Source organism: Delftia lacustris, assembly GCF_040267515.1.
Classification (GTDB): domain Bacteria; phylum Pseudomonadota; class Gammaproteobacteria; order Burkholderiales; family Burkholderiaceae_C; genus Comamonas; species Comamonas tsuruhatensis.
In genome coordinates, this window is sequence record NZ_CP141274.1 from 3,373,056 (window position 1) to 3,398,340 (window position 25,285).

General features: G+C 65.2%; 24 protein-coding genes and 1 pseudogene. 6 read left to right on the plus strand and 19 right to left on the minus strand.

Annotated features, from left to right (window positions below):
• Positions 1 to 8: 8 nt before the first annotated feature.
• The 8 genes from U6958_RS16825 to U6958_RS16860 all read right to left on the minus strand — a co-directional run bounded on the left by U6958_RS16825 (position 9) and on the right by U6958_RS16860 (position 8,105).
• Positions 9 to 992 (minus strand): tripartite tricarboxylate transporter substrate binding protein, encoded by a 984-nt coding sequence (locus tag U6958_RS16825; RefSeq protein ID WP_016453427.1) that lies wholly within the window; start codon positions 990 to 992, stop codon positions 9 to 11.
• Positions 993 to 1,102: 110 nt separating this feature from the next.
• On the minus strand, positions 1,103 to 2,005 hold the full coding sequence (locus U6958_RS16830) for a LysR family transcriptional regulator (RefSeq protein ID WP_074922109.1): 903 nt from the start codon (positions 2,003 to 2,005) through the stop codon (positions 1,103 to 1,105).
• A gap of 87 nt (positions 2,006 to 2,092) precedes the next feature.
• Positions 2,093 to 2,731, minus strand: coding sequence for a bifunctional 4-hydroxy-2-oxoglutarate aldolase/2-dehydro-3-deoxy-phosphogluconate aldolase (locus tag U6958_RS16835; RefSeq protein WP_046238536.1), 639 nt, complete (start codon positions 2,729 to 2,731; stop codon positions 2,093 to 2,095).
• Positions 2,716 to 4,542 carry a phosphogluconate dehydratase gene (edd, locus tag U6958_RS16840; protein WP_074922111.1) on the minus strand — a complete coding sequence of 609 codons (1,827 nt, stop codon included), beginning with the start codon at positions 4,540 to 4,542 and terminating at the stop codon, positions 2,716 to 2,718. The genes U6958_RS16835 and edd overlap by 16 nt, the downstream gene beginning before the upstream one ends.
• Positions 4,543 to 4,651: 109 nt before the next feature.
• Complete coding sequence (locus U6958_RS16845; protein ID WP_016453430.1) at positions 4,652 to 5,671, minus strand: TRAP transporter substrate-binding protein; 1,020 nt, start codon at positions 5,669 to 5,671, stop codon at positions 4,652 to 4,654.
• A 28-nt stretch (positions 5,672 to 5,699) separates the two neighbouring features.
• The gene (locus tag U6958_RS16850) at positions 5,700 to 6,980 is read right to left on the minus strand and encodes a TRAP transporter large permease (RefSeq protein WP_016446058.1); all 1,281 of its coding nucleotides are present in this window, start codon (positions 6,978 to 6,980) and stop codon (positions 5,700 to 5,702) included.
• A 12-nt stretch (positions 6,981 to 6,992) separates the two neighbouring features.
• Positions 6,993 to 7,499 (minus strand): TRAP transporter small permease, encoded by a 507-nt coding sequence (locus U6958_RS16855; protein WP_016446057.1) that lies wholly within the window; start codon positions 7,497 to 7,499, stop codon positions 6,993 to 6,995.
• 18 nt (positions 7,500 to 7,517) lie between these two features.
• Positions 7,518 to 8,105 carry a gluconokinase gene (locus tag U6958_RS16860; RefSeq protein WP_370690597.1) on the minus strand — a complete coding sequence of 196 codons (588 nt, stop codon included), beginning with the start codon at positions 8,103 to 8,105 and terminating at the stop codon, positions 7,518 to 7,520.
• A 155-nt stretch (positions 8,106 to 8,260) separates the two neighbouring features.
• Between U6958_RS16860 and U6958_RS16865 the strand changes: the two genes are divergently transcribed.
• A complete protein-coding gene (locus U6958_RS16865) occupies positions 8,261 to 9,355 on the plus strand; it encodes a LacI family DNA-binding transcriptional regulator (protein WP_074922114.1) in 1,095 nt (364 codons plus the stop codon).
• An 83-nt stretch (positions 9,356 to 9,438) separates the two neighbouring features.
• Here U6958_RS16865 and U6958_RS16870 read toward each other — a convergent pair whose 3' ends face one another.
• The 4 genes from U6958_RS16870 to scpA form a co-directional block, all read right to left on the minus strand.
• On the minus strand, positions 9,439 to 11,487 hold the full coding sequence (locus U6958_RS16870; RefSeq protein WP_043791906.1) for an acetyl/propionyl/methylcrotonyl-CoA carboxylase subunit alpha: 2,049 nt from the start codon (positions 11,485 to 11,487) through the stop codon (positions 9,439 to 9,441).
• 211 nt (positions 11,488 to 11,698) lie between these two features.
• Positions 11,699 to 13,231 carry an acyl-CoA carboxylase subunit beta gene (locus U6958_RS16875; RefSeq protein WP_016446053.1) on the minus strand — a complete coding sequence of 511 codons (1,533 nt, stop codon included), beginning with the start codon at positions 13,229 to 13,231 and terminating at the stop codon, positions 11,699 to 11,701.
• Positions 13,232 to 13,288: 57 nt separating this feature from the next.
• The gene (meaB, locus tag U6958_RS16880; RefSeq protein ID WP_016446052.1) at positions 13,289 to 14,299 is read right to left on the minus strand and encodes a methylmalonyl Co-A mutase-associated GTPase MeaB; all 1,011 of its coding nucleotides are present in this window, start codon (positions 14,297 to 14,299) and stop codon (positions 13,289 to 13,291) included.
• 25 nt (positions 14,300 to 14,324) lie between these two features.
• Complete coding sequence (scpA, locus tag U6958_RS16885; RefSeq protein WP_016446051.1) at positions 14,325 to 16,502, minus strand: methylmalonyl-CoA mutase; 2,178 nt, start codon at positions 16,500 to 16,502, stop codon at positions 14,325 to 14,327.
• 114 nt (positions 16,503 to 16,616) lie between these two features.
• Here scpA and U6958_RS16890 point away from each other — a divergent pair, with 114 nt between their 5' ends.
• Complete coding sequence (locus tag U6958_RS16890) at positions 16,617 to 17,252, plus strand: GntR family transcriptional regulator (protein WP_016446050.1); 636 nt, start codon at positions 16,617 to 16,619, stop codon at positions 17,250 to 17,252.
• Between the two features lie 215 nt (positions 17,253 to 17,467).
• Positions 17,468 to 19,411, plus strand: a complete 1,944-nt coding sequence (locus tag U6958_RS16895) for a long-chain fatty acid--CoA ligase (protein WP_074922116.1) — start codon at positions 17,468 to 17,470, stop codon at positions 19,409 to 19,411.
• A 139-nt stretch (positions 19,412 to 19,550) separates the two neighbouring features.
• Here U6958_RS16895 and U6958_RS16900 read toward each other — a convergent pair whose 3' ends face one another.
• The 4 genes from U6958_RS16900 to U6958_RS16915 form a co-directional block, all read right to left on the minus strand.
• Positions 19,551 to 21,152 (minus strand): methyl-accepting chemotaxis protein, encoded by a 1,602-nt coding sequence (locus U6958_RS16900; RefSeq protein WP_074922119.1) that lies wholly within the window; start codon positions 21,150 to 21,152, stop codon positions 19,551 to 19,553.
• A gap of 284 nt (positions 21,153 to 21,436) precedes the next feature.
• Positions 21,437 to 21,781, minus strand: a complete 345-nt coding sequence (locus U6958_RS16905; protein ID WP_016446047.1) for a FlxA-like family protein — start codon at positions 21,779 to 21,781, stop codon at positions 21,437 to 21,439.
• Positions 21,782 to 21,843: 62 nt separating this feature from the next.
• On the minus strand, positions 21,844 to 22,140 hold the full coding sequence (locus U6958_RS16910) for an AzlD family protein (protein WP_034366948.1): 297 nt from the start codon (positions 22,138 to 22,140) through the stop codon (positions 21,844 to 21,846).
• Positions 22,141 to 22,143: 3 nt separating this feature from the next.
• Complete coding sequence (locus U6958_RS16915; RefSeq protein ID WP_016446045.1) at positions 22,144 to 22,881, minus strand: AzlC family ABC transporter permease; 738 nt, start codon at positions 22,879 to 22,881, stop codon at positions 22,144 to 22,146.
• Between U6958_RS16915 and U6958_RS16920 the strand changes: the two genes are divergently transcribed.
• The 3 genes from U6958_RS16920 to U6958_RS16930 all read left to right on the plus strand — a co-directional run bounded on the left by U6958_RS16920 (position 22,872) and on the right by U6958_RS16930 (position 24,044).
• Entirely contained in the window at positions 22,872 to 23,180 is a 309-nt protein-coding gene (locus U6958_RS16920; RefSeq protein WP_143044593.1) for a hypothetical protein, read from the plus strand. The genes U6958_RS16915 and U6958_RS16920 overlap by 10 nt on opposite strands.
• A gap of 10 nt (positions 23,181 to 23,190) precedes the next feature.
• Positions 23,191 to 23,502: a DUF4148 domain-containing protein gene (locus U6958_RS16925; protein WP_074922122.1), complete on the plus strand. Its 312-nt coding sequence runs from the start codon at positions 23,191 to 23,193 to the stop codon at positions 23,500 to 23,502.
• Positions 23,503 to 23,573: 71 nt separating this feature from the next.
• Entirely contained in the window at positions 23,574 to 24,044 is a 471-nt protein-coding gene (locus U6958_RS16930; protein ID WP_046987974.1) for a macro domain-containing protein, read from the plus strand.
• 201 nt (positions 24,045 to 24,245) lie between these two features.
• On the opposite strand, the gene U6958_RS16935 is transcribed toward U6958_RS16930, so the two are convergent.
• From U6958_RS16935 to U6958_RS16945, 3 genes and pseudogenes are all read right to left on the minus strand, one after another.
• On the minus strand, positions 24,246 to 24,650 hold the full coding sequence (locus U6958_RS16935) for a hypothetical protein (protein WP_074922125.1): 405 nt from the start codon (positions 24,648 to 24,650) through the stop codon (positions 24,246 to 24,248).
• Positions 24,651 to 24,652: 2 nt separating this feature from the next.
• Positions 24,653 to 25,138, minus strand: coding sequence for a ParB/RepB/Spo0J family partition protein (locus U6958_RS16940; protein WP_208607060.1), 486 nt, complete (start codon positions 25,136 to 25,138; stop codon positions 24,653 to 24,655).
• Between the two features lie 30 nt (positions 25,139 to 25,168).
• Positions 25,169 to 25,285: pseudogene (locus tag U6958_RS16945) on the minus strand (RHS repeat-associated core domain-containing protein); the annotation flags it as partial.

The window sequence follows — 25,285 nt, forward strand, 5'->3', positions numbered from 1 at the left end:
CCGGGTCCTCAGCTTTCTTCGGTCACTTTTGCGGCGCGCACCACGTCGCCCCACTTCTTGTATTCGGCAGCCATGAAGGCCGCGAACTTGTCCACGGAGCCGCCACCGTCCTCCACGCCGTATCCGTCGAAGCGGCTGACCACGTCGGGCATGGCCAGCACGCGGTTGATGTCGGCATTGATGCGCTGGGCCAGTTCCCTGGACATGTCGCGCGGGCCGACGACGCCGTACCAGCTCGAGGCGTCAAAGCCCTTGAAGCCTTGCTCGTCCATGGTGGGCATGGCCGGGAATCCCTTGGCACGGTTTACGCGGGTCTGGGCGATGCCCAGCATTTTTCCGGCGCGCACCTGGGCGGTGGCGGCCGTCATGGTGTCGAAGCTGAAGTCGATCTGGCCGCCGATGAGGTCGGTCTGCATGGGGCCGGAGCCCTTGTAGGGCACGTGGATGCTCTTGACGCCAGCCGCCATGTTGAACATTTCGGCCGCCAGGTGCTGTACCGAGCCCGTGCCCGACGAGCCGAAGCTGATCTTGCCGGGGCTTTTGCGGCACAGCTCCACCACCTCCTGCACCGAGCCATGGCTGTTCCTGCTGCTGGTCACCAGGATGTGGGGCGTGGCGCCGATGAGGGCGATGGGCGCGTAGTCCTTGAGCGGGTCATAGGTGATGGACCTGAAGATCTGCGGCGAGATGGCATGGGTGTTCACATGGGCCATCAGCAGGTTGATGCCTTCGGTGAAGCGCGTCCTGGCGAAGTACTCGGCCGCCAGCGAGCCGGTGGCGCCGGGCTTGTTCTCCACGACCACGGGCCGGCCCCAGACCTCGGACAATTTCTGGCCCACGATGCGCGCGAACACATCGGTGCCGCCACCGGGCGCCCAGCCCACCAGGATCTTGACGGGGCCCTTGGGCAGGTCGGAGCCCGGGGGCGAGGCCCCTGCCCAGGGAGCGGCCAGCGCGGCGGCGCCGGCCGCGATGAAGTCGCGGCGTCTCATGTCTGTCTCCTGCACATCGTTGTTGTGCAGCCACTGTCGCCGCGCGCCGGATTCGCCGCAAGCCTGTGGAACGCATGTCTGGTTTCGCCATATGCGAAACCGTGACGCTCTCAATTCGCCTCGGAGGCGGGATGCAGCAGCGCCGCCACCACGTTGTGCAACGCCTGTTGCTGGGCCTGCCCTTCGATGAAGGACAGCACATAGCTGCGCTCGTGCCAGTCGCCTTCCAGCGCGGCCCAGCCCAGCTCCGGCCCGGGGTGGAAGCTGCGCAGCACGCCTGGCGGCATCAGGCCCACGCCCAGGCCTTCGCGCACCAGGGCCAGCATGGTGTCGAAGCCGCTGACCGTGAAATCATTGCGGAACACCCTGCCCCGGCTGTGATGGGCACGGCGCAGGGCATTCAGGATGGCCGAGCCCCGGCCCAGGCTGACGATGCGGCACTCCAGCAGCCGGTCCAGCTCCACGGGCTGGTCGCCGAAGCTGAAATGCCTGCGGCTGTAGACCAGCACCAGGCTGTCGCGCCGGTAGTCGGCGCGCGGCAGGTCCACGAATCCGCTGGTTTTCTCGAAGATGCCGATGTCGATGACCTTGTCGCGCAGCAGTTGCTGGACGATGCGGCTGTTTTCTTCCATCACCTGCAGCGTGATGTGGGGATAGCGGCGCTGGGTGGCCGCGATGTCGGCGGCCAGGAACTGCAGGATGGCCGACTTGGGCGCGCCGATGATGATGCGGCCGTCACGGCCGCGGCCCAGGGCCTGGGCATCGCCCTCCAGGCGATCGACCAGGTTGCCGATCTGCCGGATATGGGCCAGCAGCTTGAGGCCGGGCTCGGTGGCCTGCACGCCATGGGGCTGTCGCTTGAACAGGCGCGTGCCGAGCTGGGCCTCCAGATCACTGAGCCGCCGCGAGGCCGCCGCCACCGCCAGCTGCAGCCGGTCGGCAGCGCGCGAGATGCTGCCCTCCTCGGCAATGGCCAGCACGAGCAGCACGGTGGTGGAGTCGATCTTCATCATGGCGGCGGCCCTCTCGTCTGGCTTCTCGTCTGGCTGGAGGGCGACGATTGTGCCGCAGCGCCCCGCTGCGTCCCACCGGCCCTTTCGTCAGGCTTTGCGCAGAGCCTTGGCCTGGCGGGCCAGCGCCGTGATGCGGCTCCAGTCGCCCTGCTCCAGCGCATCCGTGGGCACCAGCCAGGAGCCGCCCACGCAGACCACATTCTTCAGGGCCAGGAACTCCTGGGCATTGGCCGGCGACACGCCGCCCGTGGGGCAAAAGCGCACATCGCCGAACGGACCCTGCCAGGCCTTGAGCATGGCCGTGCCCCCCGCCTGCACGGCGGGGAAGAATTTCAACTCGTTGAAGCCGTCGGCCTGGGCGGCCATGATCTCGCCGCTGGTGGCCACGCCGGGCAGCAGCGGCAGCTGCAGGTCCTGGCAGGCCTGGCCCAGTGCGCTGGTGTAGCCGGGGCTCACGGCAAAGCGCGCGCCAGCATGGGCACAGGCGCGCGCATCGGCTGCGCTGCGCACGGTGCCGGCGCCGACGATGGCCTCGGGCACGGTGCGTGCAATGGCCTCGATGCTGGCCAGGCCCTGGGGCGTGCGCAGCGTGACTTCCAGCACGCGGATGCCGCCCGCGACCAGGGCCTGGGCCATGGGAACGGCATGCGCGAGGTCGTTGAGAACGATGACCGGGATGACCGGCGCGTCCTGCATGAGCTCCAAGGCCGTCAGTCGTTGATCCATGTGCAAGCTCCCTCTTCTGCGCTGAGCGCGTGGCGCCGGAATCCGGCAAACAGTTCGCGGCCGAAACCCCGGCCATTGGCTTGGCGCAGCGTCCGGGGCATGGTGGCCACCAGGCGTTGCTGCCATTCGGATTCATCGACCAGCACGGCCAGGGTGCCGGCCACGGCGTCCAGGCGCACCAGGTCGCCATCGCGCAGGCGCGCCAGCGGCCCGCCCACGCAGGCCTCGGGCGAGACGTGGATGGCGGCAGGCACTTTGCCCGAGGCGCCGCTCATGCGGCCGTCCGTGACCAGGGCCACCTTGTAGCCCTTGCCCTGCAGCACGGCCAGGGGCGGAGTGAGCTTGTGCAGCTCGGGCATGCCATTGGCGCGCGGCCCCTGCCAGCGCACTACGCAGATGACATCGCGGTCCAGTTCGCCGGCCTTGAAGGCCTGCTGCAGCGCTTCCTGAGAGTCGAAGACGCGTGCGGGCGCCTCGACCACATGGCGGTCCTCGGGCACGGCGCTGACCTTGATCACGCTGCGCCCCAGGTTGCCGGACAGCAGCTTGAGCCCACCCGTGGCGCTGAAGGGCGCATCGGCCGGGCGCAGCACGGACAGGTCGCCGGAGACTTCGGCCGCATGCCAGGCCAACTGGCCGTTGTCCACGGCCGGAATGCGCGCGAACTCCTGCAGGCCATCGGGCCGCACGGTGAGCACATCGCCATGCATGAGGCCGGCCTTGAGCAACTGGCCGATCACATAGCCCGGACCGCCTGCGGCCTGGAACTGGTTCACGTCGGCGCTGCCGTTGGGATAGACGCGGGCCAGCAGCGGCACCACGCCCGAGAGCTCGGAAAAATCGTTCCAGTCGATGGTGATGCCCGCAGCGCGCGCCACCGCCACCCAGTGGATCAGGTGGTTGGTGGAGCCGCCCGTGGCCAGCAGGGCCACCATGGCGTTGACGATGCAGCGCTCGTCCACCACGCGGCCGATGGGGACGAAGCGCTTGTTCCTGGTGATGGCCAGCACGCTGCGCATGGCCTCGCGCGTGAGCAGTTCGCGCTCGCCGTCGGCCGGGTTGATGAAGGCCGTGCCCGGCACGTGCAGGCCCATGGCCTCCAGCAGCATCTGGTTGCTGTTGGCTGTGCCGTAGAAGGTGCAGGTGCCTTCGCTATGGTAGGCAGCCGATTCGGCGGCCAGCAGCTCCTTGCGGCCCACCAGGCCCTGCGCGGCCTGTTCGCGCACCTTGGCCTTGTCGCCGTTGGACAGGCCCGAGGTCATGGGTCCGGCCGGCACGAAGACCGTGGGCAGGTGCCCGAAATGCAGGGCGCCGATCAAGAGGCCCGGCACGATCTTGTCGCAGATGCCCAGCATCAGCGCAGCGTCGAATACGTCGTGCGAGAGCGCGATGGCCGTGCCCATGGCAATGGCATCCCGGCTGAACAGGCTCAGCTCCATGCCGGGCGCGCCCTGGGTCACGCCGTCGCACATGGCGGGTACGCCGCCGGCGACCTGCGCCGTGGCGCCCAGCCTGCGCGCCTCGTCCTTGAGGATGTCGGGATAGCGGGCCAGCGGTGCGTGGGCCGACAGCACGTCGTTGTATGCGGTGACGATGGCGACGTTGGGCGCCTTCTCCTCGACGATGCGTATCCTGTCGCCGCCTGGAATGCCCGCAAAGGCATGCGCCACGTTGGCACAGCCCATGGACTGTGCGCCGGGCGGGCGCGCGGCCATGGCGTCCACCTGTTCCAGGTAGGCGGCACGTGATTCGGCACTGCGCTCGCGGATGCGGCGCGTGACCTGGTCGACGATGGGGTGGATGGTGCTCATGGGGTGTCCTGCGGATGCGCTGATGCGCGTTTTCTCTGTGTCGCGTTGTCTTTTTGGTGGATGTCGGCCGGGGCATCCCTCCCAGGTGCGTCCGGCCCTGAATCGAAGCTTACTTCACTGCGCGCGCCTGCTTGACGGCGGCCTGTACCTCATCCCAGGTACCCTGGCCCACGGTCTTGGCAATGCCGGCATTGACCGTGGCGAGCTTGTCGCGCATGCGTCCCACCTCGGCGGCGGGCAGCTCGTTGACCTGCATGCCCTTGGTCTTGATATCGGCCAGGGCCTTGGCCGCTTCCTCGCGCGTGTCCTTGCGCTCGAACTCGCGGCTCTTGACGGCGGCGTCCTGCAGCACCTTCTTCTCGGCCGGTGTCAGCGTGTCCCACCACTTCTTGCTGACGGTGACGATCCAGGGGCTGTAGACGTGGTTGGAGATGGTCAGGTACTTCTGCACCTCGTAGAACTTGCTGGACAGCACGGTGTTGAACGGGTTTTCCTGGCCATCGACGGCGCGGGTTTCCAGCGCGGTGAACAGTTCGGAGAACGGCAGCGGCACGGCGTTGGCGCCCAGGGCCTTGAAGCTGTCGAGGAAGACGTTGTTCTGCATCACGCGCAGCTTCACGTCGGCCAGGTCTTCCAGCTTGGCGATGGGGCGCTTGTTGTTGGTGAGGTTGCGGAAACCGTTCTCCCAGTAGACCAGGCCCACCATGCCCTTGGGCTCCAGCGTGGCCTTGACCTTCTCGCCCACGGGGCCGTCGAGCACGGCGTCGGCCTCCTTGGTGCTGCTGAACAGGAACGGCGTGTCCCAGACCGCCATCTCGGGCGACAGGCCGACCAGGGTGGCGGTGGAGCCGACCATCATCTCCTGGGCACCGCCGATCAGCGCCTGCTGCATCTGCGTGTCCGATCCCAGCGAGGCATTGCCGATGGCGCGCACCTTCATCTTGCCGCCCGTGGCCTTTTCGACCTCCTTGGCAAAGAAGCGCGCCGCGCGGCCCTGGTTGGAGTCATCGACCAGGCCGTAGCCGAAGCGCACGATGCGCGGCTTGAAGTCCTGGGCCATGGCCTGGCCCGTGGCGGCCAGCGTGGTGATGGCGGCCATCAGGCCGGCGAGTGCAAAGGGAATACGCATGTTCATCTCCTTGGGTTGTAGTGGGGGGTCAGTGCATCCAGCGCAGAGGGGCCAGGATGATTTGCGGAAAAATCACGAAAAGCACGGCAAGCAGCACATAGACCATCAGGAACGGGTTCGTGCCCTTGATCACGGTCTCCATGCGCAGCCGGCCCACGCCGGCAATCACGTTCTGCACCGTTCCCACGGGCGGCGTGATCAGGCCGATGCAGCCCACGTAGATGAACATGAAGCCGAAGTAGATGGGGTCGATGCCCGCCTTGACGGCCAGCGGCGCGCACACGGGGCCGAAGATCAGGATGGTCGGCGTCAGGTCCATGGCCGTGCCCACCACCAGCAGGAACAGCATCATCGTGGCCATGAACAGCATGGGGTTGCCCAGCAGGCCGGAGAAGCTGTCGGCCAGCATGTTGGGCAGGTCGGCCAGGGTGATCATGTAGGCCGTCACCGTGGCGGCGCCACACAGCAGCATGACCACGGCCGTGGTCTTGGCGGCGGCCAGGAACACGGCGTACAGACGGCTCCATGTCATCTCGCGGTAGATCACCATGGACACGAACAGCGCGTAGACGGCTGCGACCACGGCCGCCTCGGTGGGCGTGAACACGCCGCCCTTGAGGCCGCCCAGGATGATGACCGGCATCATCATGGCCCAGAAGCTCTTGGCCAGTGCCTTCAGACGCGGGCCCCAGGCCATGCGCTCGCCGCGCGACAGGTCGAACTTGCGGGCGATGGACCACCAGGCAAAGATCAGGAAGACGCCCATGATCAGGCCCGGCACCACGCCCGACAGGAACAGCTTGCTGATCGAGGTGTTGGTCGTCACGCCGTAGATCACGAAGGGCATGGACGGCGGAATGATGGGCGCAATGATGCCGCCCGAGGCCAGCAGGCCCGCGCTGTAGCTGTCGGGGTACTTTTGCTCGCGCATCATGGGCAGCAAGATGGTGGCCAGGGCGGCGGTATCTGCAATGGCCGAGCCGCTCATCGAGGCCAGCAGCACGGCGGCGCCAATGGCCACGTAGCCCAGGCCGCCACGGATATGGCCCACATAGGCGCGCGCCAGGTCGATGATGCGGCGCGACAGGCCACCCGCGTTCATCAGCTCACCCGCCAGGATGAAGAAGGGCACGGCCAGCAGCGGGAAGTTGTCGAAGCCGGCCTGCAGGTTCTGCGCAAGCAGCTGCGAGTCGAAGAAGTCCAGATGCCACATCAGCGCCACGCCGGTCAACACCAGCGCCTGGGCAATGGGCATGCCGATCACCATGCCGCCGATCAGCACGGCCAGAAAGATCAGGGTCACAACCATGGTGCCTGCTCCTTACTCGACCGAAGTCTCGCCATGGTTTTCTGCCGGCGCGCCGCGGCGCAGGTCGCGCAGCGACACCAACAGCAGGCCCACGGCCAGCACCAGGGTGGCCGCAGCGCCCAGGGCCAGCGGGTAGCCCAGCACCGTGCTGTAGCTGTTCAGCCCGGCCTGCACCTGGGCCCATGAGCCCCACAGCAGCAGGCCCATGCAGACCAGAACCAGCGCCTGCGACACCCAGAACAACACCTTGCGCGCGCCAGGGCCCACGCGGGATGTCACAAGGTCGAAGCCCAGGTGGCTGCCCTCGAAAGCGGCCACGATGGCCCCAATGGCCACCAGCCAGACGAAGAGCAGGCGCGAGATTTCCTCATAGGAAACGATGCTGGTGTGAAACACATAGCGCAGCACCACGTTGACGAACACGGCAATGACCATGCCGGCCAGGGCCAGCACCATCAGCACCTCGGCAAAGTGCTGCAGGCGCGGCTTGGGCCGGACTGCGGGGGAATCGGATTGCATGGTTTTTGTCTCCTGGCGTTATGGGTTCTGGGAGAGAGGGGCGGCCTGCGGCGCCGGATGGACCAGCCAGTCCTGTGCGCGGTGCACGATGTCGGCCAGCGGCAGCGTGGCGTCCACGGACAGCACGGCGCGCTCGCCTGCCGGGCTTTCCAGCGTGGCGAACTGGTTGGCCACCAGCTCGGGCGAGAAGAAGTGGCCGGCGCGCTCCTGCACGCGCTGCAGCGCCGTGCCGTAGTCCAGGTCCAGAAAAACGAAGCCCACGGCGCCGGCCGGGCCGGCGGCACGCAGGCGGTCGCGGTACTTGCGCTTGAGGGCCGAGCAGGTCAGCACCACGCCCTGCCCCGGCATGGCCTGGGCCAGCAGCCGTGCCAGCCGGTCCAGCCAGCCGCTGCGGTCGTCGTCGGTCAGGGGGATGCCAGCCTGCATCTTGCGGATGCTTTCCTCGGCATGGTGGGCATCGCCCTCGTGCAGGGTCCAGCCCAGGGCATCGGCCAGGGCCTGCCCCACGCTCGACTTGCCGCAGCCGGAAACGCCCATGACGACCAGCGCCCGTGGGCGGCTGCCTGCGGCGGTAGCGTCGGTTGTTGTTGGGATAGCGCTATCCATGTTCTTGCAAAAATTGGCAGACCAGGGTCTGCCTTGGATTTCGGTGTGCTTCAGAGCCTTCGTCCGGGTTTACACGCAGGACTGCGGGCCTTCGAATGATTGGGATAGCGCTATCATAATCTCCAACCCTCTCGCCACCGACCTAGGACATTCCCTTGGCCCGCCAGATTCCGCCTGCATCTCCAGAATCGTCCTGCGCCGATCCTTCCGATCCGGCCCTGCCCGCCACGGGCCGCGCCCGTTCGTCGCGGGCCAGCGGACGCATCACGCTCAGCGATGTGGCACAGGCGGCCGGCGTCAGCCCCATGACGGTCTCACGCGCCCTGCGCGGCGAGCGGCGCGTGGACCCGGCCCTGGTCGAGAAAATCCGCGCCGCCGCCGCGCGCATGGGCTACGTGCCCGACCCTGCCGCGCGCGCTTTGGCCTCCCAGAAAAGTGCCCAGGTGCTGGTGCTGGTGCCCATGCTGTCCAACACCTTGTTCGTGGACCTGATCGAGTCTGTGCACAAGGTGCTGTTCGCCGCCGGCTACCACGCGCTGATCGGCGTGACCCACTATGACCGGGCCGAAGAGGAGCAACTGCTGCGCACCTACCTGCCCATGCGCCCTGCCGGCCTGCTGCTCACCGGCTTTGACCGCAGCCCCGCTGCGCGCGAACTCGTGCAGGCCAGCAAGGTGCCCTGCGTGCACCTGATGGAGCTGGGCGGCGAGCCGGGCACACCCAGCGTGGGGTTTTCGCAGGCCGAAGCCGGAGCCGCCATCACCCGGCATCTGATGGAGCGCGGGCACAAGCGCATTGCCTTTTGTGCAGGCCAGCTCGATGCCCGCGTGATGCAGCGCGCCTCTGGCTACCGCCAGGCCCTGCAGGACGCGGGCCTGCACGACCCGGCCCTGGAACTGCTGTGGCCCCGCCCCACTTCGATGGCTCTGGGCGCCGAGCTGCTGGACGCCGCCCTGCGGCTGGCTCCATCCGTCGATGCCCTCTTCTTCTGCAACGATGACATCGCCCAGGGCGCCCTGCTCGAAGCCCTGCGCCGCGGCATCCGCGTGCCGCAGCAGATCGCCATCGCCGGCTTCAACGACCTGCCCGGCAGCGACCAGATGGTGCCGCCACTGACCACCATCCGCACGCCGCGCGGCCATATCGGAACCGAAGGCGCGCGCATGCTGCTGCAATTGATGCGCGGCGAGGCCTTGCCATTGCACAGCCTGGATCTGGGATATGAGCTGGTGGTGCGGCAAAGCAGTTGAAGCGACAGTGGAAATGAAAAGGCCGGGTCTGCTGCCCGGCCTTTTATCTGGTCGACGCCTGCGGCGCAGGAATCACGCGGACATCACTCGAATTCCAGGATCACATCATCCACGGCCAGCGAGTCGCCCTTGCCGGCGCTGATCTTGCTGACCACACCGTCCTGCGACGCGAACAGGATGTTTTCCATCTTCATGGCCTCGATCACGGCCAGCTTTTCGCCGGCCTGCACCTTCTGGCCCGGCTGCACGGCCACGTCCACCAGCAGGCCCGGCATGGGCGACAGCAGGAACCTGGACAGGTCCGGCGGTGCCTTGTAGGGCATGAGCCGGTGCAGTTCGCCGCCGCGCGGCGACAGCACCAGGGCGTCGATCTGCGTGCCGTTGTGGATGACGCGCAGGGCCAGCGGGTTCCTGGCCGTGCCGCGCTCGACCTGCGCCGTGAAGGGCTTGCCGTTGCAGCTGCCCTGCACGCACATGGCGCGCATCGGCGTCTCGCTGCGGAAGGTGTAGGGCTTGCCGTCCACGGTGACGGTGCTGGCGCGGCTTTCCGCGTCGAAGTCGGAAACCTGCACCTCGCGGTACTGGTGCTTGCCATCGGCCCCCAGCACGACCACGCAGTAGTCGGCCGAGACCTTGAGCTCATGACCGCGCATCTGGCCGCTGATGGTGGCGGCGCGCGCGCGGTAGCGGCGGTTCATGTGGCCTGCCAGGGCGACCAGGAAGTCGGGGTCGCCGTGCGGCACATCCTCGGCGTGGAAGCCGTGGGCGTAATGCTCGGCAATGAATCCGGTGTTGAACTCGCCGCTCTTGAACTTGGGATGGGCCAGCAGCGCGGCCTGGAACGGGATGTTGGAGCTGATGCCCCGGATCACGAAGGCGTTGAGCGCCTCGCGCATCTTGGCGATGGCGTCGTTGCGGTCGCTGCCGTGCACGATGAGCTTGGCGATCATCGAGTCGTAGAACATCGGGATTTCGCCGCCTTCATACACGCCCGTATCCACGCGCACGCCGTGCAGGTGGCCGGTGTCGGCCTGCCACATGGTCTGCTCGGGCGGCGAAAAGCGCACCAGGCGGCCGGTGGACGGCAGGAAGTTGCGGAACGGGTCCTCGGCGTTGATGCGGCACTCGATGGCCCAGCCATCGCGCTTGACGTCTTCCTGAGCGATGGCCAGCTTCTCGCCAGCGGCCACGCGGATCATCTGCTCGACCAGATCCAGGCCGGTGATGCACTCGGTCACCGGATGCTCCACCTGCAGGCGGGTGTTCATTTCCAGGAAGTAGAAATCCTGGTCCTTGCCCACCACGAACTCCACCGTGCCCGCGCTCTGGTAGCCCACGGCCTTGGCCAGGGCCACGGCCTGCTCTCCCATGGCGCGGCGCGTGGCGTCGCTGATGAAGGGGGACGGCGCCTCTTCGATCACCTTCTGGTGCCGGCGCTGGATGGAGCATTCGCGCTCGTTCAGGTAGATCACGTTGCCGTGGCCGTCGCCCAGCACCTGGATCTCGATGTGGCGCGGCTCCTGCACGAACTTCTCGATGAAGATGCGGTCGTCGCCAAAGCTGTTGCGTGCCTCGTTCTGGCAGCTGGCAAAGCCCTCGAAGGCTTCCTTGTCGTTGTAGGCCACGCGCAGGCCCTTGCCGCCGCCGCCGGCGCTGGCCTTGATCATCACGGGGTAGCCGATGCCCTTGGCGATTTCCACGGCGGCGTCGGGGCCGGCGATGGGATCGTTGTAGCCGGGGATGGTGCTCACGCCCGCCTTGTCGGCCAGCTTCTTGGAGGCGATCTTGTCGCCCATGGCCGCGATGGCCGCGTGCTTGGGGCCGATGAAGGCGATGCCCTCTTCCTCCACGCGCCGGGCGAAGGCCTCGTTCTCGGACAGGAAGCCATAGCCTGGGTGCACGGCCTGCGCGCCGGTCTGCTTGCAGGCGGCAATGATGCGGTCGGCCTGCAGGTAGGACTCGCGGCTGGGAGCGGCACCGATGTGCACGGCCTCGTCGGCCAGCTTGACGTGGCGTGCCTCGCGGTCCGCATCGGAGTACACCGCCACGGTCTGTATGCCCATCTTGCGGGCGGTGGCGATGACGCGGCAGGCAATCTCGCCGCGGTTGGCAATCAGGATCTTCTTGAACATCTTCTTAGCCCATTCTTGGAACTAAATCATGGGAACCGGAGCTGTCGTCAGCTTCGCTGTCCCTGTTTTGCGCTTCGCCAGCACTGTCAGTAACCGGCGCGACCAAAGCGAGGGACACCGAGGAAGGGCCGCCCCGCACCGAGGGTGTCGTCCCCCTCCCTCGCGAAGCGAGTTAGAGAGGGGGAAGCGGCGGAGCCGCTCAGGGGGTGCTTCACAAGGGGATGTTTCCATGCTTGCGCCACGGATTTTCCAGCTGCTTGTTCTTGAGCATCTGCAGCGAGCGGCAGATGCGCTTGCGCGTCTCATGCGGCTGGATCACGTCGTCGATGAAGCCGCGCGCGCCCGCCACGAAGGGGTTGGCGAAGCGGGCCTTGTACTCGGCCTCGCGCGCGGCCAGCTTGGCGGGGTCGTTCTTGTCCTCGCGGAAGATGATCTCCACGGCGCCCTTGGCGCCCATCACGGCGATCTCGGCATGGGGCCAGGCCAGGTTGACGTCGCCGCGCAGGTGCTTGGAGGCCATCACGTCATAGGCGCCGCCGTAGGCCTTGCGCGTGATGACGGTGATCTTGGGCACCGTGGCCTCGGCATAGGCGTACAGCAGCTTGGCGCCGTGCTTGATGATGCCGCCGTACTCCTGGCTGGTGCCGGGCATGAAGCCGGGCACGTCCACGAAGGTGACCACGGGGATGTTGAAGGCATCGCAGAAACGCACGAAGCGCGCGGCCTTGATGGAGCTCTTGATGTCCAGGCAGCCGGCCAGCACCAGAGGCTGGTTGGCGACGATGCCCACGGTCTGCCCGTCCATGCGTGCAAAGCCCGTGAGGATGTTCTTGGCGTAGTCGGGCTGCAACTCGAAGAAGTCGCCGTCGTCCACGGTCTTGAGGATCAGCTCCTTCATGTCGTAGGGCTTGTTGGCGTTGTCGGGCACCAGGGTGTCCAGCGACTTGTCGGCGCGGTCCACGGGGTCCGAGGTGTAGCGCACGGGCGCCTTCTCGCGGTTGTTCAGCGGCAGGTAGTTGTAGAGGCGGCGCAGCATCATCAGCGCCTCCACGTCGTTGTCGAAGGCCATGTCGGCCACGCCGCTGCGCGTGGTGTGGGTGATGGCGCCGCCCAGCTCCTCGGCCGTGACCTCCTCGTGCGTCACGGTCTTCACCACTTCGGGGCCGGTGACGAACATGTAGCTGCTGTCCTTGACCATGAAGATGAAGTCGGTCATGGCCGGCGAGTACACGGCGCCGCCCGCGCAGGGGCCCATGATCATGGAGATCTGCGGCACCACGCCGCTGGCCAGCACGTTCTTCTGGAACACGTCGGCATAGCCGCCCAGCGAGGCCACGCCTTCCTGGATGCGGGCGCCGCCCGAGTCGTTGAGGCCGATCACGGGGGCGCCGACCTTCATGGCCTGGTCCATGACCTTGCAGATCTTCTCGGCATGGGTCTCGGACAGCGCACCGCCGAAGACGGTGAAGTCCTGGCTGAAGACGAAGACCAGGCGGCCGTTGATCATGCCGTAGCCGGTGACCACGCCGTCGCCGGGGATCTTGCTGTCTTCCATGCCGAAGTCGGTGCAGCGGTGCTCGACGAACATGTCCCATTCCTCGAAGGTGCCGTCGTCCAGCAGCAGCTCGATGCGCTCGCGCGCCGTGAGCTTGCCCTTCTTGTGCTGTGCATCTATGCGCTTTTGGCCGCCACCCAGGCGGGCCTGTTCGCGCTTTGTCTCCAGTTGATCCAGGATGTCTTGCATGCTGCGATTCCTCTAACGTCTAACGGTAAGGTTTGTCTGGTCTTGTCTTGTCGGCCGTCACTGCGGCGCCGCCACGGGGCCGGCCTGCGCCTGCAGCAGATTTCTGGCGGCCGTGCTGGCCGCGATGCGCCCTGCTGCCACGTCGGCCTGCAGCTGGGGCAGCAGCGCCCGCACCTGCGGATGCTGCCGGAAGGCCTGCTTGAGGCCGGAGTCGATGCGCTCCCACATCCAGGACAGCGCCTGGCGTTCGCGGCGCAGCGCCAGGCGCCCGTTGGCCTGCTGCAGGCGGCGGAATTCCTCCACCGCACCCCAGAAACCTTCAACGCCCTCCTTCTTGAGCGCGCTGATGGTGATGACCTGGGGCTGCCAAAGGCGCTCGTCGTGGTGGGCATGCTCGGGGTTGCCGTGCATGCCCAGCAGGCGCAGGCTGGAGGTGATCTGGGCCTGGGCGCGCGTGGCGGCATGCGGGTCGATGTCGGCCTTGTTGATGACCACCAGGTCGGCCAGCTCCATCACGCCCTTCTTGATGGCCTGCAGGTCGTCGCCCGCATTGGGCAGTTGCAGCAGGCAGAACATGTCGCACATGCCCTGCACGGCGATCTCGCTCTGGCCCACGCCCACGGTCTCGACGATGACCACATCGTAGCCAGCCGCCTCGCAGACCAGCATGGCCTCGCGGGTTTTCTCGGCCACGCCGCCCAGTGTGCCGCTGCTGGGGCTGGGGCGGATGTAGGCATCCGGATGAACGGACAACTGCTCCATGCGCGTCTTGTCGCCCAGGATGGAGCCGCCCGACACGGTGGATGAGGGGTCGATGGCCAGCACCGCCACGCGAAGGCCACGCCCAATCAGGAACAGGCCCAGCGTCTCGATGAAGGTGCTCTTGCCCACGCCCGGCACGCCGCTGATGCCCAGGCGGAAAGATCCGCCCGTATGCGGCAGCAGGGCCGTGAGCAGCCCATCGGCCGCAGCGCGGTGATCCGTGCGCGTGGATTCCAAAAGGGTGATGGCCTTGGCCATCGCCCGGCGCTGAACGGCAGGGTTGCCGTTCAGGATGCCGTCTTGCATTTGCTCGGGAGTCACTGCGGCGGGCTCAGAGGCTGTTGGCCTGGCGGATCTGCTCGAGCACGTCCTTGGCGCTGGCCGGGATGGGTGTGCCCGGGCCATAGACGCCCTTGACGCCGGCGTTGTAGAGGAAGTCGTAGTCCTGCGCGGGAATCACGCCGCCCACGAAGACGATGATGTCGTCCGCGCCCTGGCGGCGCAGTTCCTCGATGATGGCCGGCACCAGGGTCTTGTGGCCTGCCGCCAGCGTGGACACGCCCACGGCGTGCACGTCGTTCTCGATGGCCTGGCGCGCGCATTCCTCGGGCGTCTGGAACAGCGGGCCCATGTCCACGTCGAAGCCCAGGTCGGCAAAGGCCGTGGCCACCACCTTGGCGCCGCGGTCATGGCCGTCCTGGCCGAGCTTGGCGATCATCACGCGCGGGCGGCGGCCCAGCTGTTCGGACGATGCGTCGATTTCGCCCTTGAGCTTTTCCCAGCCCTCGGCCGAGTCGTAGGCTGCTGCATACACGCCGGTCACCTTTTGCGTATCGGCGCGGTGGCGCCCGAAAACCTTCTCCAGCGCATCCGAGACCTCGCCCACCGTGGCGCGCAGGCGCACGGCCTGGATGGACAGGTCCAGCAGGTTGCCCTCGCCGCTTTCGGCGGCCTGGGTCAGGGCCTGAAGGGCGGCCTCGACCTTGGCGGCATCGCGGCTGGCCTTGATCTGGTTCAGGCGCGCGATCTGGCTGTCGCGCACCTTGACGTTGTCCACCTCGAGGATGTCGATGGCGTCTTCCTTGGCCAGCTTGTACTTGTTGACGCCGACGATGACGTCCTTGCCCGAGTCGATGCGCGCCTGCTTCTCGGCGGCGGCGGCCTCGATCTTGAGCTTGGCCCAGCCCGAGTCCACGGCGGCCGTCATGCCGCCCATGGCCTCGACCTCCTCGATGATCTTCCAGGCGGCGTCGGCCATGTCCTGGGTCAGCTTTTCCATCATGTAGCTGCCGGCCCAGGGGTCGATCACATTGGTGATGTGGGTCTCTTCCTGGATGATCAGCTGCGTGTTGCGCGCAATGCGGGCCGAGAACTCGGTGGGCAGCGCGATGGCTTCGTCAAAGCTGTTGGTGTGCAGGCTCTGCGTGCCGCCGAAGACGGCGGCCATGGCCTCGATGGTGGTGCGCACCACGTTGTTGTAGGGGTCCTGCTCGGTCAGCGACCAGCCGGAGGTCTGGCAGTGCGTGCGCAGCATCAGGCTCTTGGCCTTCTTGGCGCCGAAGCCCTTCATGATGCGGCACCACAGCAGGCGGGCCGCGCGCATCTTGGCGATTTCCAGGTAGAAATTCATGCCGATGGCCCAGAAGAAGGACAGCCGGCCCGCGAAATCGTCCACATCCATGCCCTTGGCCGTGGCGGTCTTCACGTACTCCTTGCCGTCGGCCAGCGTGAAGGCCAGTTCCAGCGCCTGGTTGGCGCCCGCCTCCTGCATGTGGTAGCCCGAGATCGAGATCGAGTTGAACTTGGGCATGTTCTTGCTCGTGTACTCGATGATGTCGCCGATGATGCGCATCGACGGCTGGGGCGGGTAGATATAGGTGTTGCGGACCATGAACTCCTTGAGGATGTCGTTCTGTATGGTCCCCGACAGCTGGTCCTGGGCCACGCCCTGCTCCTCGGCCGCCACCACGTAGCCGGCCAGCACGGGCAGCACGGCGCCGTTCATGGTCATGGACACGCTGATCTTGTCCAGCGGGATCTGGTCGAACAGCACCTTCATGTCCTCGACCGAATCGATGGCTACGCCGGCCTTGCCCACGTCGCCCGTGACACGCGGATGGTCGCTGTCGTAGCCCCGGTGCGTGGCCAGGTCGAAAGCCACCGACACGCCCTGCCCGCCGGCAGCCAGCGCCTTGCGGTAGAAGGCGTTGGACTCCTCGGCCGTGGAAAAGCCCGCGTACTGGCGAATGGTCCAGGGCCGGCCCGCGTACATGGTGGCCTGGGGGCCGCGAATGTAGGGCTCGAAGCCTGGCAGGCTATCCGTATGGGGCAGATCCGCCGTGTCGGCCGCCGTGTACAGCGGCTTGACGTCGATGCCGTCGGGCGTGGTCCAGTGCAGGGCCTGGATGTCGCCCCCGGGAGCGGCCTTGGCGGCCGCCTGGGCCCATTTCTGCAGGTCGGCAGTTGCGAATTCCTGGCCGTTCTGCGCTGTCGGATGGTCTTGTCTCATGTTCTCAGGCTCGTGAATGACAGGTGCCCTTGAGGGCATGCCCCAGAGCTGCCGCAGTTTACATCATTCATAATTATTCATTCAAAATATCTTTGCCGATACAATCCGGGCCACATGTCGACAAACACCCTCACTCCCCGCGCGCTCTACGAACAGGTGGCAGAGAAGCTGCGCCTGCGCATCTTCGCGCACGAACTGGCGCCTGGTGACTGGATCGACGAACTGAAGATTGCCGAGGAATACGGCATCAGCCGTACCCCGCTGCGCGAGGCCCTGAAGGTGCTGGCCGCCGAGGGCCTGGTGACCATGAAGGTGCGCCGTGGCGCCTATGTGACCGAGGTGTCGTCCAAGGACATTGCCGATGTCTATCACCTGCTGAGCCTGCTGGAATCCGATGCCGTGCAGGTCGTGGCCGAATCGGGCAGCGATGAGGAACTTGCCGCCCTGCAGCAGACCCATGAGGAACTCAAGGCGCAGATGCGCGATGCAGACCGCTTCTTCGAGCTCAACGAGAGCTTTCACATGCAGCTGCTGCAGATCGCCGACAACCGCTGGCGCAACCAGCTGGTGGCCGACCTGCGCAAGGTCATGAAGCTCAACCGCCACAAATCGCTGTTCAAGCAGGGCCGCATCGAGGACTCGCTGGCCGAGCACGAGACCGTCATGCAGGCCCTGTTGCGCCGCGATGGCGCGGCCGCCGCGCAGGCCATGCGTCAGCACTTCAGAAACGGTCTGGCTGCAGCGTCCTGAACTCGGGTTCATCTGAACTCTGGCTGGCTGGGCAACAGTGGCGACGTAGGCGGGCATGCGGCTCCTGGTTCGCTTCAGGCGCATCGCCCGAGAACGCTGCAGTGCAGCATAAACCTCGCCGCCAACTCCGCACATGTCCGAAGCTGACGCCGGGGCCTGCGGTGGCCGGCAGCTATCATCAGCGGCACCATCCACTTCGGTCCGCACCTCTTCGCATGAGCATCCAAGATCCCGCCCGCGCCCCTTCCCTGGCCATGAGCCTGCCAGCCAATGCCAGCATGGCCACGGCCGCCACCCTGGTGGAAATGCTGGCCCTGCGCGTGCAGCAGACGCCCGCAGGCGAGGCCTACCGGGCCTATGACGAGGATGCGCGCAGCTGGAAGTCCCTGAACTGGGCGCAGACCGGCGAGCGCGTGGCCCTGTGGGCGCAGGCGCTGGCCGCGCAGGAACTGGCACCGGGCTCGCGCATTGCCATTCTTTTGCCCAACGGGCTGGATGCCATGTCCATCGACCTGGCCAGCCTGCGCTGCGGCCATGTGCCGGTGCCCCTGCATTCCATAGACAACGCAGGCAGCATTGCCTACATCCTGGCCAATGCCCAGGTGTCCATGCTCTTCGTGGCCCAGGCATCGATCTGGGACAGGATCTGCGCCACCGGCCAGGCCTTGCCGGAGCTGCGCAAGGTGGTCGTGGCATCGGCCAAGCCGGTTTCCCGGGCCGCAGAGCCTGACACCGAAGGCGATGCCGCTGCACTGGAGGCCCTGCGCCAGATCCCCGTGCAACCGCTGGCCCAATGGCTGGCTGAGGGCGGCGCAGTCCCCCTGCCCCCGCCTCCCTCTGCCGAGGACCTGGCCACCGTCGTCTACACCTCGGGCACCACGGGCAAGCCCAAGGGCGTGATGCTCACGCACCGCAACGTGGTCTCCAACGTACAGGCCGTGATGCAGCGGCTGCAGCCGCGCAGCGATGATGTTTTCCTGTCTTTCCTGCCGCTGTCGCACACCTTCGAGCGCACGGCAGGCTACTACCTGGCGATGGCCGTGGGCGCCTGCGTGGCCTATGCGCGCTCCGTGGCCCAGCTGGCCGAGGATCTCAAGACCCAGCGTCCCACGGTGCTGGTCTCCGTGCCGCGCATCTACGAGCGCGTGCACGCCAAGGTCATGGAGGCGCTGGCGCGCGCACCGCTCAAGGCCCAGCTGTTCGAACTGGCCCAGGCCAGGGGCTGGCAACGCTTTTGTGAAACACAAGGCATTGCCGATGCGCAGGCGCCCCAGCCCGACGTGCCGGGCTGGATGCAATGGCTGCCCTGGCCCGTGCTCAACCATCTGGTGGCCAAGCCGCTGCTGGCCCAGTTTGGCGGGCGTGTGCGCGTGGCCGTGAGCGGTGGCGCGCCGCTGTCGCCCACGATTGCGCGCTGTTTTCTCGGCCTGGGCCTGCCGCTGATCCAGGGCTACGGAATGACCGAGACCTCGCCCGTGGTCTGTGCCAACACGCTGGAGGACAACCACCCGGCCACCGTGGGCCGCGCCCTGCCGGGCGTGGAAGTGCGCATTGGCGAGAATCGGGAACTGCAGGTGCGCGGGCCCTGCGTGATGCGGGGCTACTGGCAACGCCCCGAAGACACCGCCAAGACCTTCACAGACGACGGCTGGCTGCGCACCGGCGACCAGGCCGTGATCGAGGATGGGCGCGTGCGCATCCAGGGCCGCATCAAGGAAATCATCGTCACCTCCACCGGCGAGAAGATTCCACCGGCCGACCTGGAGCTGGCCATCACCGGCGACCCGTTCTTCACCCAGGTCTTTGTCGTGGGCGAAGACCGCCCCTTCATCGCCGCCGTGGCCGTCATCGAGCGTGGTGAATGGCAGGCCATGGCCCAGCGCCTGGGCCTGGATCCCGAAGATCCCAAGAGCCTGAACCACGCCGCCGCCGAGCATGAAGCGCTGGCCCGCATCGAGAAACAGGTGGCCAGTTTTGCCCGCTATGCGGTTCCCCGTGCCGTGCACCTGGAACTGGAGCCCTGGACCATTGAGAACGGGCTGATGACGCCCACCCTCAAGCTCAAGCGCAACAACCTCATGGCGCGGTTTGAATCGCAGATTGCCGCCATGTACACCAAGCCCGCCGAGCGCTGGCAAGGCCGCAACAGCGCGGGGTGAACCCCTGTTCCTGACAAGCAGCCGCCGCTCAAAACGGCGGCTTTTTCTATTTTTGATACGGGTTCAATTTATGTAAGTTACATTGAATTGATCAAAAAGAAAGAAAGAGCGCCCTGCGTACGCTCTTCCCGGGTCTGCATCACGCAGCTGCCAGTGTCAGGCTGGGGCTCGCCATGCCGATCTCCTTCGCCGAGCTGATCTGGAACGTGGCCACCGCCTGTGCCAGCACCCGCGCCTGCCGTTCCAGGCTGGCTGCAGCGGCTGCCGACTCTTCCACCAAGGCGGCATTCTGTTGCGTGACCTGGTCCATCTGGGAGACGGCCTGGGTGATCTGCCCCAGGCCACCGCTCTGCTCCACGCTGGAGGCAGAGATGGCCTCGATCAGCGACGCCACCTCGCTCACCTGGGCTTCAATGGCATCCATGGCCTTGCCTGCTTCCCGAACCTGGTTGCCGCCTGTCCGTACCTTGTCGGTGGATGCCGTGATCAGTGCCTTGATCTCCCGCGCCGCAGCGGCGCTGCGCTGGGCCAGGGAGCGCACTTCCCCGGCCACCACGGCAAAGCCCCTGCCCTGCTCGCCTGCCCGCGCGGCCTCCACCGCTGCGTTGAGCGCCAGGATATTCGTCTGGAAGGCGATGGAATCGATGACGCCCGTGATCTCGGCAATCTTTCCGCTGCTGGCCGAGATTTCGTCCATGGTGCCCACGACCCTGGCGACAGCGCCACCGCCCACGCCCGCCACCTCCTTGGCACGCACGGCCAGGGCGCTGGCCTGCCGCGCATTCTCCGAACTCTGGCCCACATTGCCTGCCAGCTGCTCCATGGAGGCCGCCGTCTCCTGCAGGCTGGAGGCCTGGTGTTCGGTGCGGCTGCTCAGGTCCTGGTTGCCTGCGGCGATCTGGCTGGATGCCGTGGTCACCGACTCCACCCCGCGCCGCACATCGCCAACGATGCTGGCCAGCGATTCGCGCATGGCACTCATGGAGCGCAGCAGGTCGCCGACTTCGTCGCGCCCCGTGGCCTGGATCTCGGAAGCCAGATCGCCCTGCTCGATGTGCCGGGCCACCTCCACGGCGGACTTCAGGGGAACGGTGATGGAGCGCGTGACCACATAGCCCAGCGCCACGGCGAGGATGACAGCGGCCGCGACAAAGCCGTAGATCAGCATCTGCGACTGCGCCAGGACCTGGCGGGAGTCCGCATACACATCCTCGGATGCCTTGAGCTGCAGCTCCACCAGTTCGCCGATCTTGGCGCTGATGGGGTCTACGCTGGCATACAGCGCGCCATCGAACTCGTCCAGACTGCCGGCCCTTTTTCCATCCAGCGTCTTGAGCCGCTGCAGCAGCCGGTCGATGCTCTGGTTGGCAGGTGCGAACAGCGCCTGCGCCTGGCTGGCCAGCACGGCCTCCTGCGAGGTCAGCTGTGTGGACGAATAGCTGCGCCAGGCCTCGTCGATCGCGGGCAGCGTGCCGGAAATGCTCGCCGCTGCCTCCTGCGCCGTGATCAGGCCGGCATTCGCCTTGTTGACCGTATCTATGACGTTGACGGCGTAGGCGTCCGCAATCTGCTTGAGCTGCTTGAGCGGAACCACGCGGTCCTGGTACATGGTCTGCGTGCCCGAGAACACATGGCCCAGCGCCCTTGCGCCGACGGCGCCCACGGCCATCAGGCAGATCAGCAGAACAAGAAAAACACCCGTAAGCCGGGTACCGATACGCACATCGCCGAGTTTTTTCATCGCAGATCCCTCTGTCCCCGTGACGCCATCGGTATAGGCCATCGCTATCGCATCCCGGCAGTCACATTGCTTGCCTTATCGGTAGCAACCGCCGGTTTCTTGAGAGTCAAAAATCAATAAGTTCCATAGGAGTTGCGACGCTCGCGGCTACCGCCCCGCAGGCAAGCCCCCTTCCCCATCCGTGTTGCAGAGCCAACCCTCTCAAAGTTCGAACAGCATTTTCATGTAAGTTACATTGAATGTCTTGAAAAACGGCCCGTGAAAACACGGGCCATCTCACTGGATCAGACGTAGACGTCGACCACGCCGCCCAGCCCGGGCGCCTTCCCGCCCTTCGATGGGGATTGCGATGGCGCCTCGGCGGCCTGCTGCTGCTCGCGCTGCTTGTCGAGCTGGGCCTGCTGCCTGGCGCGCATCAGCGCCTCGATCTGGTTTTGCACCATCATGATCTGCGTCTGCAGCAGCTTGGACTTCTGTTGCTTGGCCTTGGCGTCGATGTTCTCGGAGGCCACTTCCTTGAGCGCCTGCTGCAGCTCCTTGAGCTTGCGCTGCAACGCAGCGATGTCATTGCCGCCGGAAGATGAAGCGGCTCCCGAGGCGGAAGCCGAGGTGGAGGATGAGACTTGCATGCCCCATACATCGACCACTGGCGGGCGAACTGAAGGCCCAAAACGCCCCGCCCCACCCGCCATCACCCCAGCCAGTGCCGCAGCGCACCCGCCGATGCAATGCCGATCAGCACCGTCGGCAGAATGGGCAGCCGGCTGGCCGCCACCAGCGTCACCCCCAGGGCCAGCAGATCGGCCGGACGCTCGGACACAAACGCCGGGGCAATCACCGAGATCAGCACGCAGCCCGGCAGGCTTTCCATCACGTACTGCATGCGCGGGCTCAGCGTGCGCCCGCGCAGCAGCAGGTAGCCGATCACCCGCGTGAAATACGTGCTGCACGCCATGAGCACCAGCGTCAGCAAGGTTGTGGCTTCCATCGCTCAGCTCCTGGGCGCCAGCAAGGCCGCGCAGATCAGGCCCGAAACGGCGCCGGCCGCCACATACCAGGCGCCAGGCACCAGCTTGTAGACCAGGGCCGCCGTCAGCAGGCTCACCAGCCAGGGCCGGCAAGGCCTGACGCCCTTCCACATGCCGCGCAGCAGCACCAGAAACACGGCGGTGAACGCCATGTCGAAGCCGTACTGCTCCAGGTCGCCAATGCGCGGCCCCAGAAAGGCACCGGCCGCCGTGCACGACACCCAGGCCATGTACAGGCCTGCCGACACGCCCATGTAGTAAGGCAGGCTCACGCGCCGCGCGGCACTGCGCTGGGCGTCTGCCAGGGCCAACGCCCAGCTTTCGTCGCACATGAAGAACAGGGCCGGCAGCGCACGGCGCCTGGGCAGATGGCGCAGATAGGGCGCCAGCGCCGCACCCATCAGGATGTGCCGGCAATTGACCAGGAAGGACATGGCGACGATCAGCAGCACATGCGGCGGCGAGGTCCACAGCCGTATGGCCGTGAACTCCGAGCCGCCGCCGAAGTTCATCCCGGTCATGAGAGGAACTTCCAGCGGTGCAAGCCCCTTTTGCACGGCCTGGGCGCCCAGCACCAGGGCAAAGGGCACGAAACCCAGCATCACGGGAATCGCATCCCTGAAGCCGCGAAAGGCCTCGGAACTGCGGGAGACGGAATCTGCCGAAACGGCAGCGGGGGAAAGTGGAATGGATGAAGACATGGAGAGCGGCGATTGTCGGCCTGTGCCGCTGGAATTTGCTGCCGATTCATGCTTCCACCAGCCATTTCACAGATGTTTATGCCGATTTATTCGAACAACTGGAAATAATCTGCCGCACACAGGCTGATCAAAGCATTTCCATGGCTGGCGGCGCTCCTCGGATGGCCGCGCCTGCCCTCCAGGCATTTCACGAAACCCAACGGCCATTGGCTCCCGCCATGCTGCAGTGCGTCGCAAACGGCTGTGCCGGCCAGGGCGGCAGCGGGACCATGAAGCCCTCATTACTTCGCTTCACCTGAAAGGTTCCCCATGCGCACTTCCCACTTCACCCGCTTCATCGCCCCGGCCGTCCTCAGCCTGGGCCTGGCCGGCACCGCCCTCGCCCAGGAAGCCACGCCCTCCTCCACTGCTGCCCCCACCGACCTCAGCCGAGCCCAGGTGCTGGCCGACCTGGAAATGTGGCACCGCGCCGGACTCACCAATCTCTCCGACCGCGAGATCGATGTCCGCTCCACCGAATACCAGCGCGGCCTGGAGCGCTACCAGCAACTGCGCGCCAGCCCCGCCTACCGCGAGGCCGTGGCAAGGCTGGAGAAAGGGCATGCGGTGGCTCAAGACTAGTGAGCGTTAGAGTGACGCGAGGCGCGAGATACTGTGCAGTTTCCGCAACTGCGAGCATCGCCCCTCACTCCATGAATATCCGCATAGTCAACGGCGACCTTCTGGACCAGGACGTTGAAGTCATCGTCAACTCATGGAATAGAAACATCATTCCCTGGTGGCTGTTGATCCCCCAAGGCGTGTCCGGCGCAATCAAGCGCAAGGGTGGACTGCAGCCATTCCTGGAGGTTGCGCGGGCCGGCCCCATTCCTCTGGGCGATGCCGTCCTGACATCTGCCGGCAGACTGCCTTTCAAAGGCATCATCCATGTGGCGGGCATAAATCTTCTTTGGAGGGCGTCAGAACTCTCCATTGAGAGGTCCATCCACTCGGCCCTGCAACTCGTCAACGATCACGGCTTCAAATCCGTAGCCTTTCCCCTCATCGGTTGCGGATCTGGAGGCTTCAATGAAGACACTGCCATCCGCATCATGAAGAACACCATTGCCCAAGTCGAAACGAGGGCAGCGGTTGTGCTGGTCGTTTTTGGCAAGGCACGATAGTTGTTGTAACGGTCAAAGCTCGGATACCGCAGGTCGAACCTAGTCGTCTGCGCATATCTGAAGCCGCTGACCGTCTGGCCTTAGCCCCAGGCGCCCGTGGTGGGCCGCACTTCACCAAAGCCTGAGATCAGCCATTGCCAAGCCACCTTCTCCTGCGGCTTGGCCAAGCATTAAAATCCAATCGATTTTCAGAGAAGAATTCTATCTATTCAATAAATCACTGTTGAAATACTGATTGGAAATTTGTTGAAACACATAAAGAGAGATATCTCTGGAATTATGTATTTCTTCAAAATGCTCTAGAAAATTCGGCAGTTCCATAGAGATAAAATAGTCCAAATCCCAATTATTTAAACCATCCAATGACAAAGGCAAGTTATGAATTAAATTCAACACACGCCCAGCACTAGTTAATTTAGATTGTTTGATCTGCTGCAAAGCCTCACCAATGCAGTATTTCAATATATTACGCGAACTATCCACCTCAATTTCTCGCCAGCAGCTCAACACCTCTTCCAATGAAGAAATAACTGTATCATTCACCCTATTATTAAATAAAATATTTCTACTAGAAATGATGATTTCATTGATTTTTCTTAGTTCCATTTTTAATAACCTCCCCATGTGAATTCAAGATCTACGGGTCCTCTGTAAGCACCGTATGGCAAATCCACCCTTTTTATCGGAACATCTAAAACTCCAGCCCTAGGAGCCGCCAACGCTCTATGATGACCATCCAGAATATACAGCCGCCCATCATGCGCAGTCACCACCAACGGATTAGTTATTCCATTAACCCGAATATCTTTAATTAATCTATCCAACTGCCTATTACTCATTGTCTGTCCATGAGTTGCGAATAAGTCTCCAATCTTGGCAGTTTCTTGTATTCCACCTTTTGCTGCACAAAACGCCCCCGACTCCACCCCCTCAGAGATCCCCCGCGCAATCGGCAGCATCCTCGACACACCAGTCGGAATCTGCGCCACCAGCGGGTTGATCACCGCAGGCGATGCCAACGCCCCGTTGACCCCCGACGCCCCGGCAATGAACTCCGTGATCGCCGGACCGTACCGGTAGTACAGGCCTTGCATTCTTGCCAGCACGGGGTGCAGGCCTTGCGGGTCCACATCGTTGAGCGGGTTGTTAGCTACATACCCAAACCGATTCCACCCACCCTCCAACCCGATCGGGTCAGCCTGCATATACCGCCCCGTCGCCGCATCGTAGTACCTGTGCAG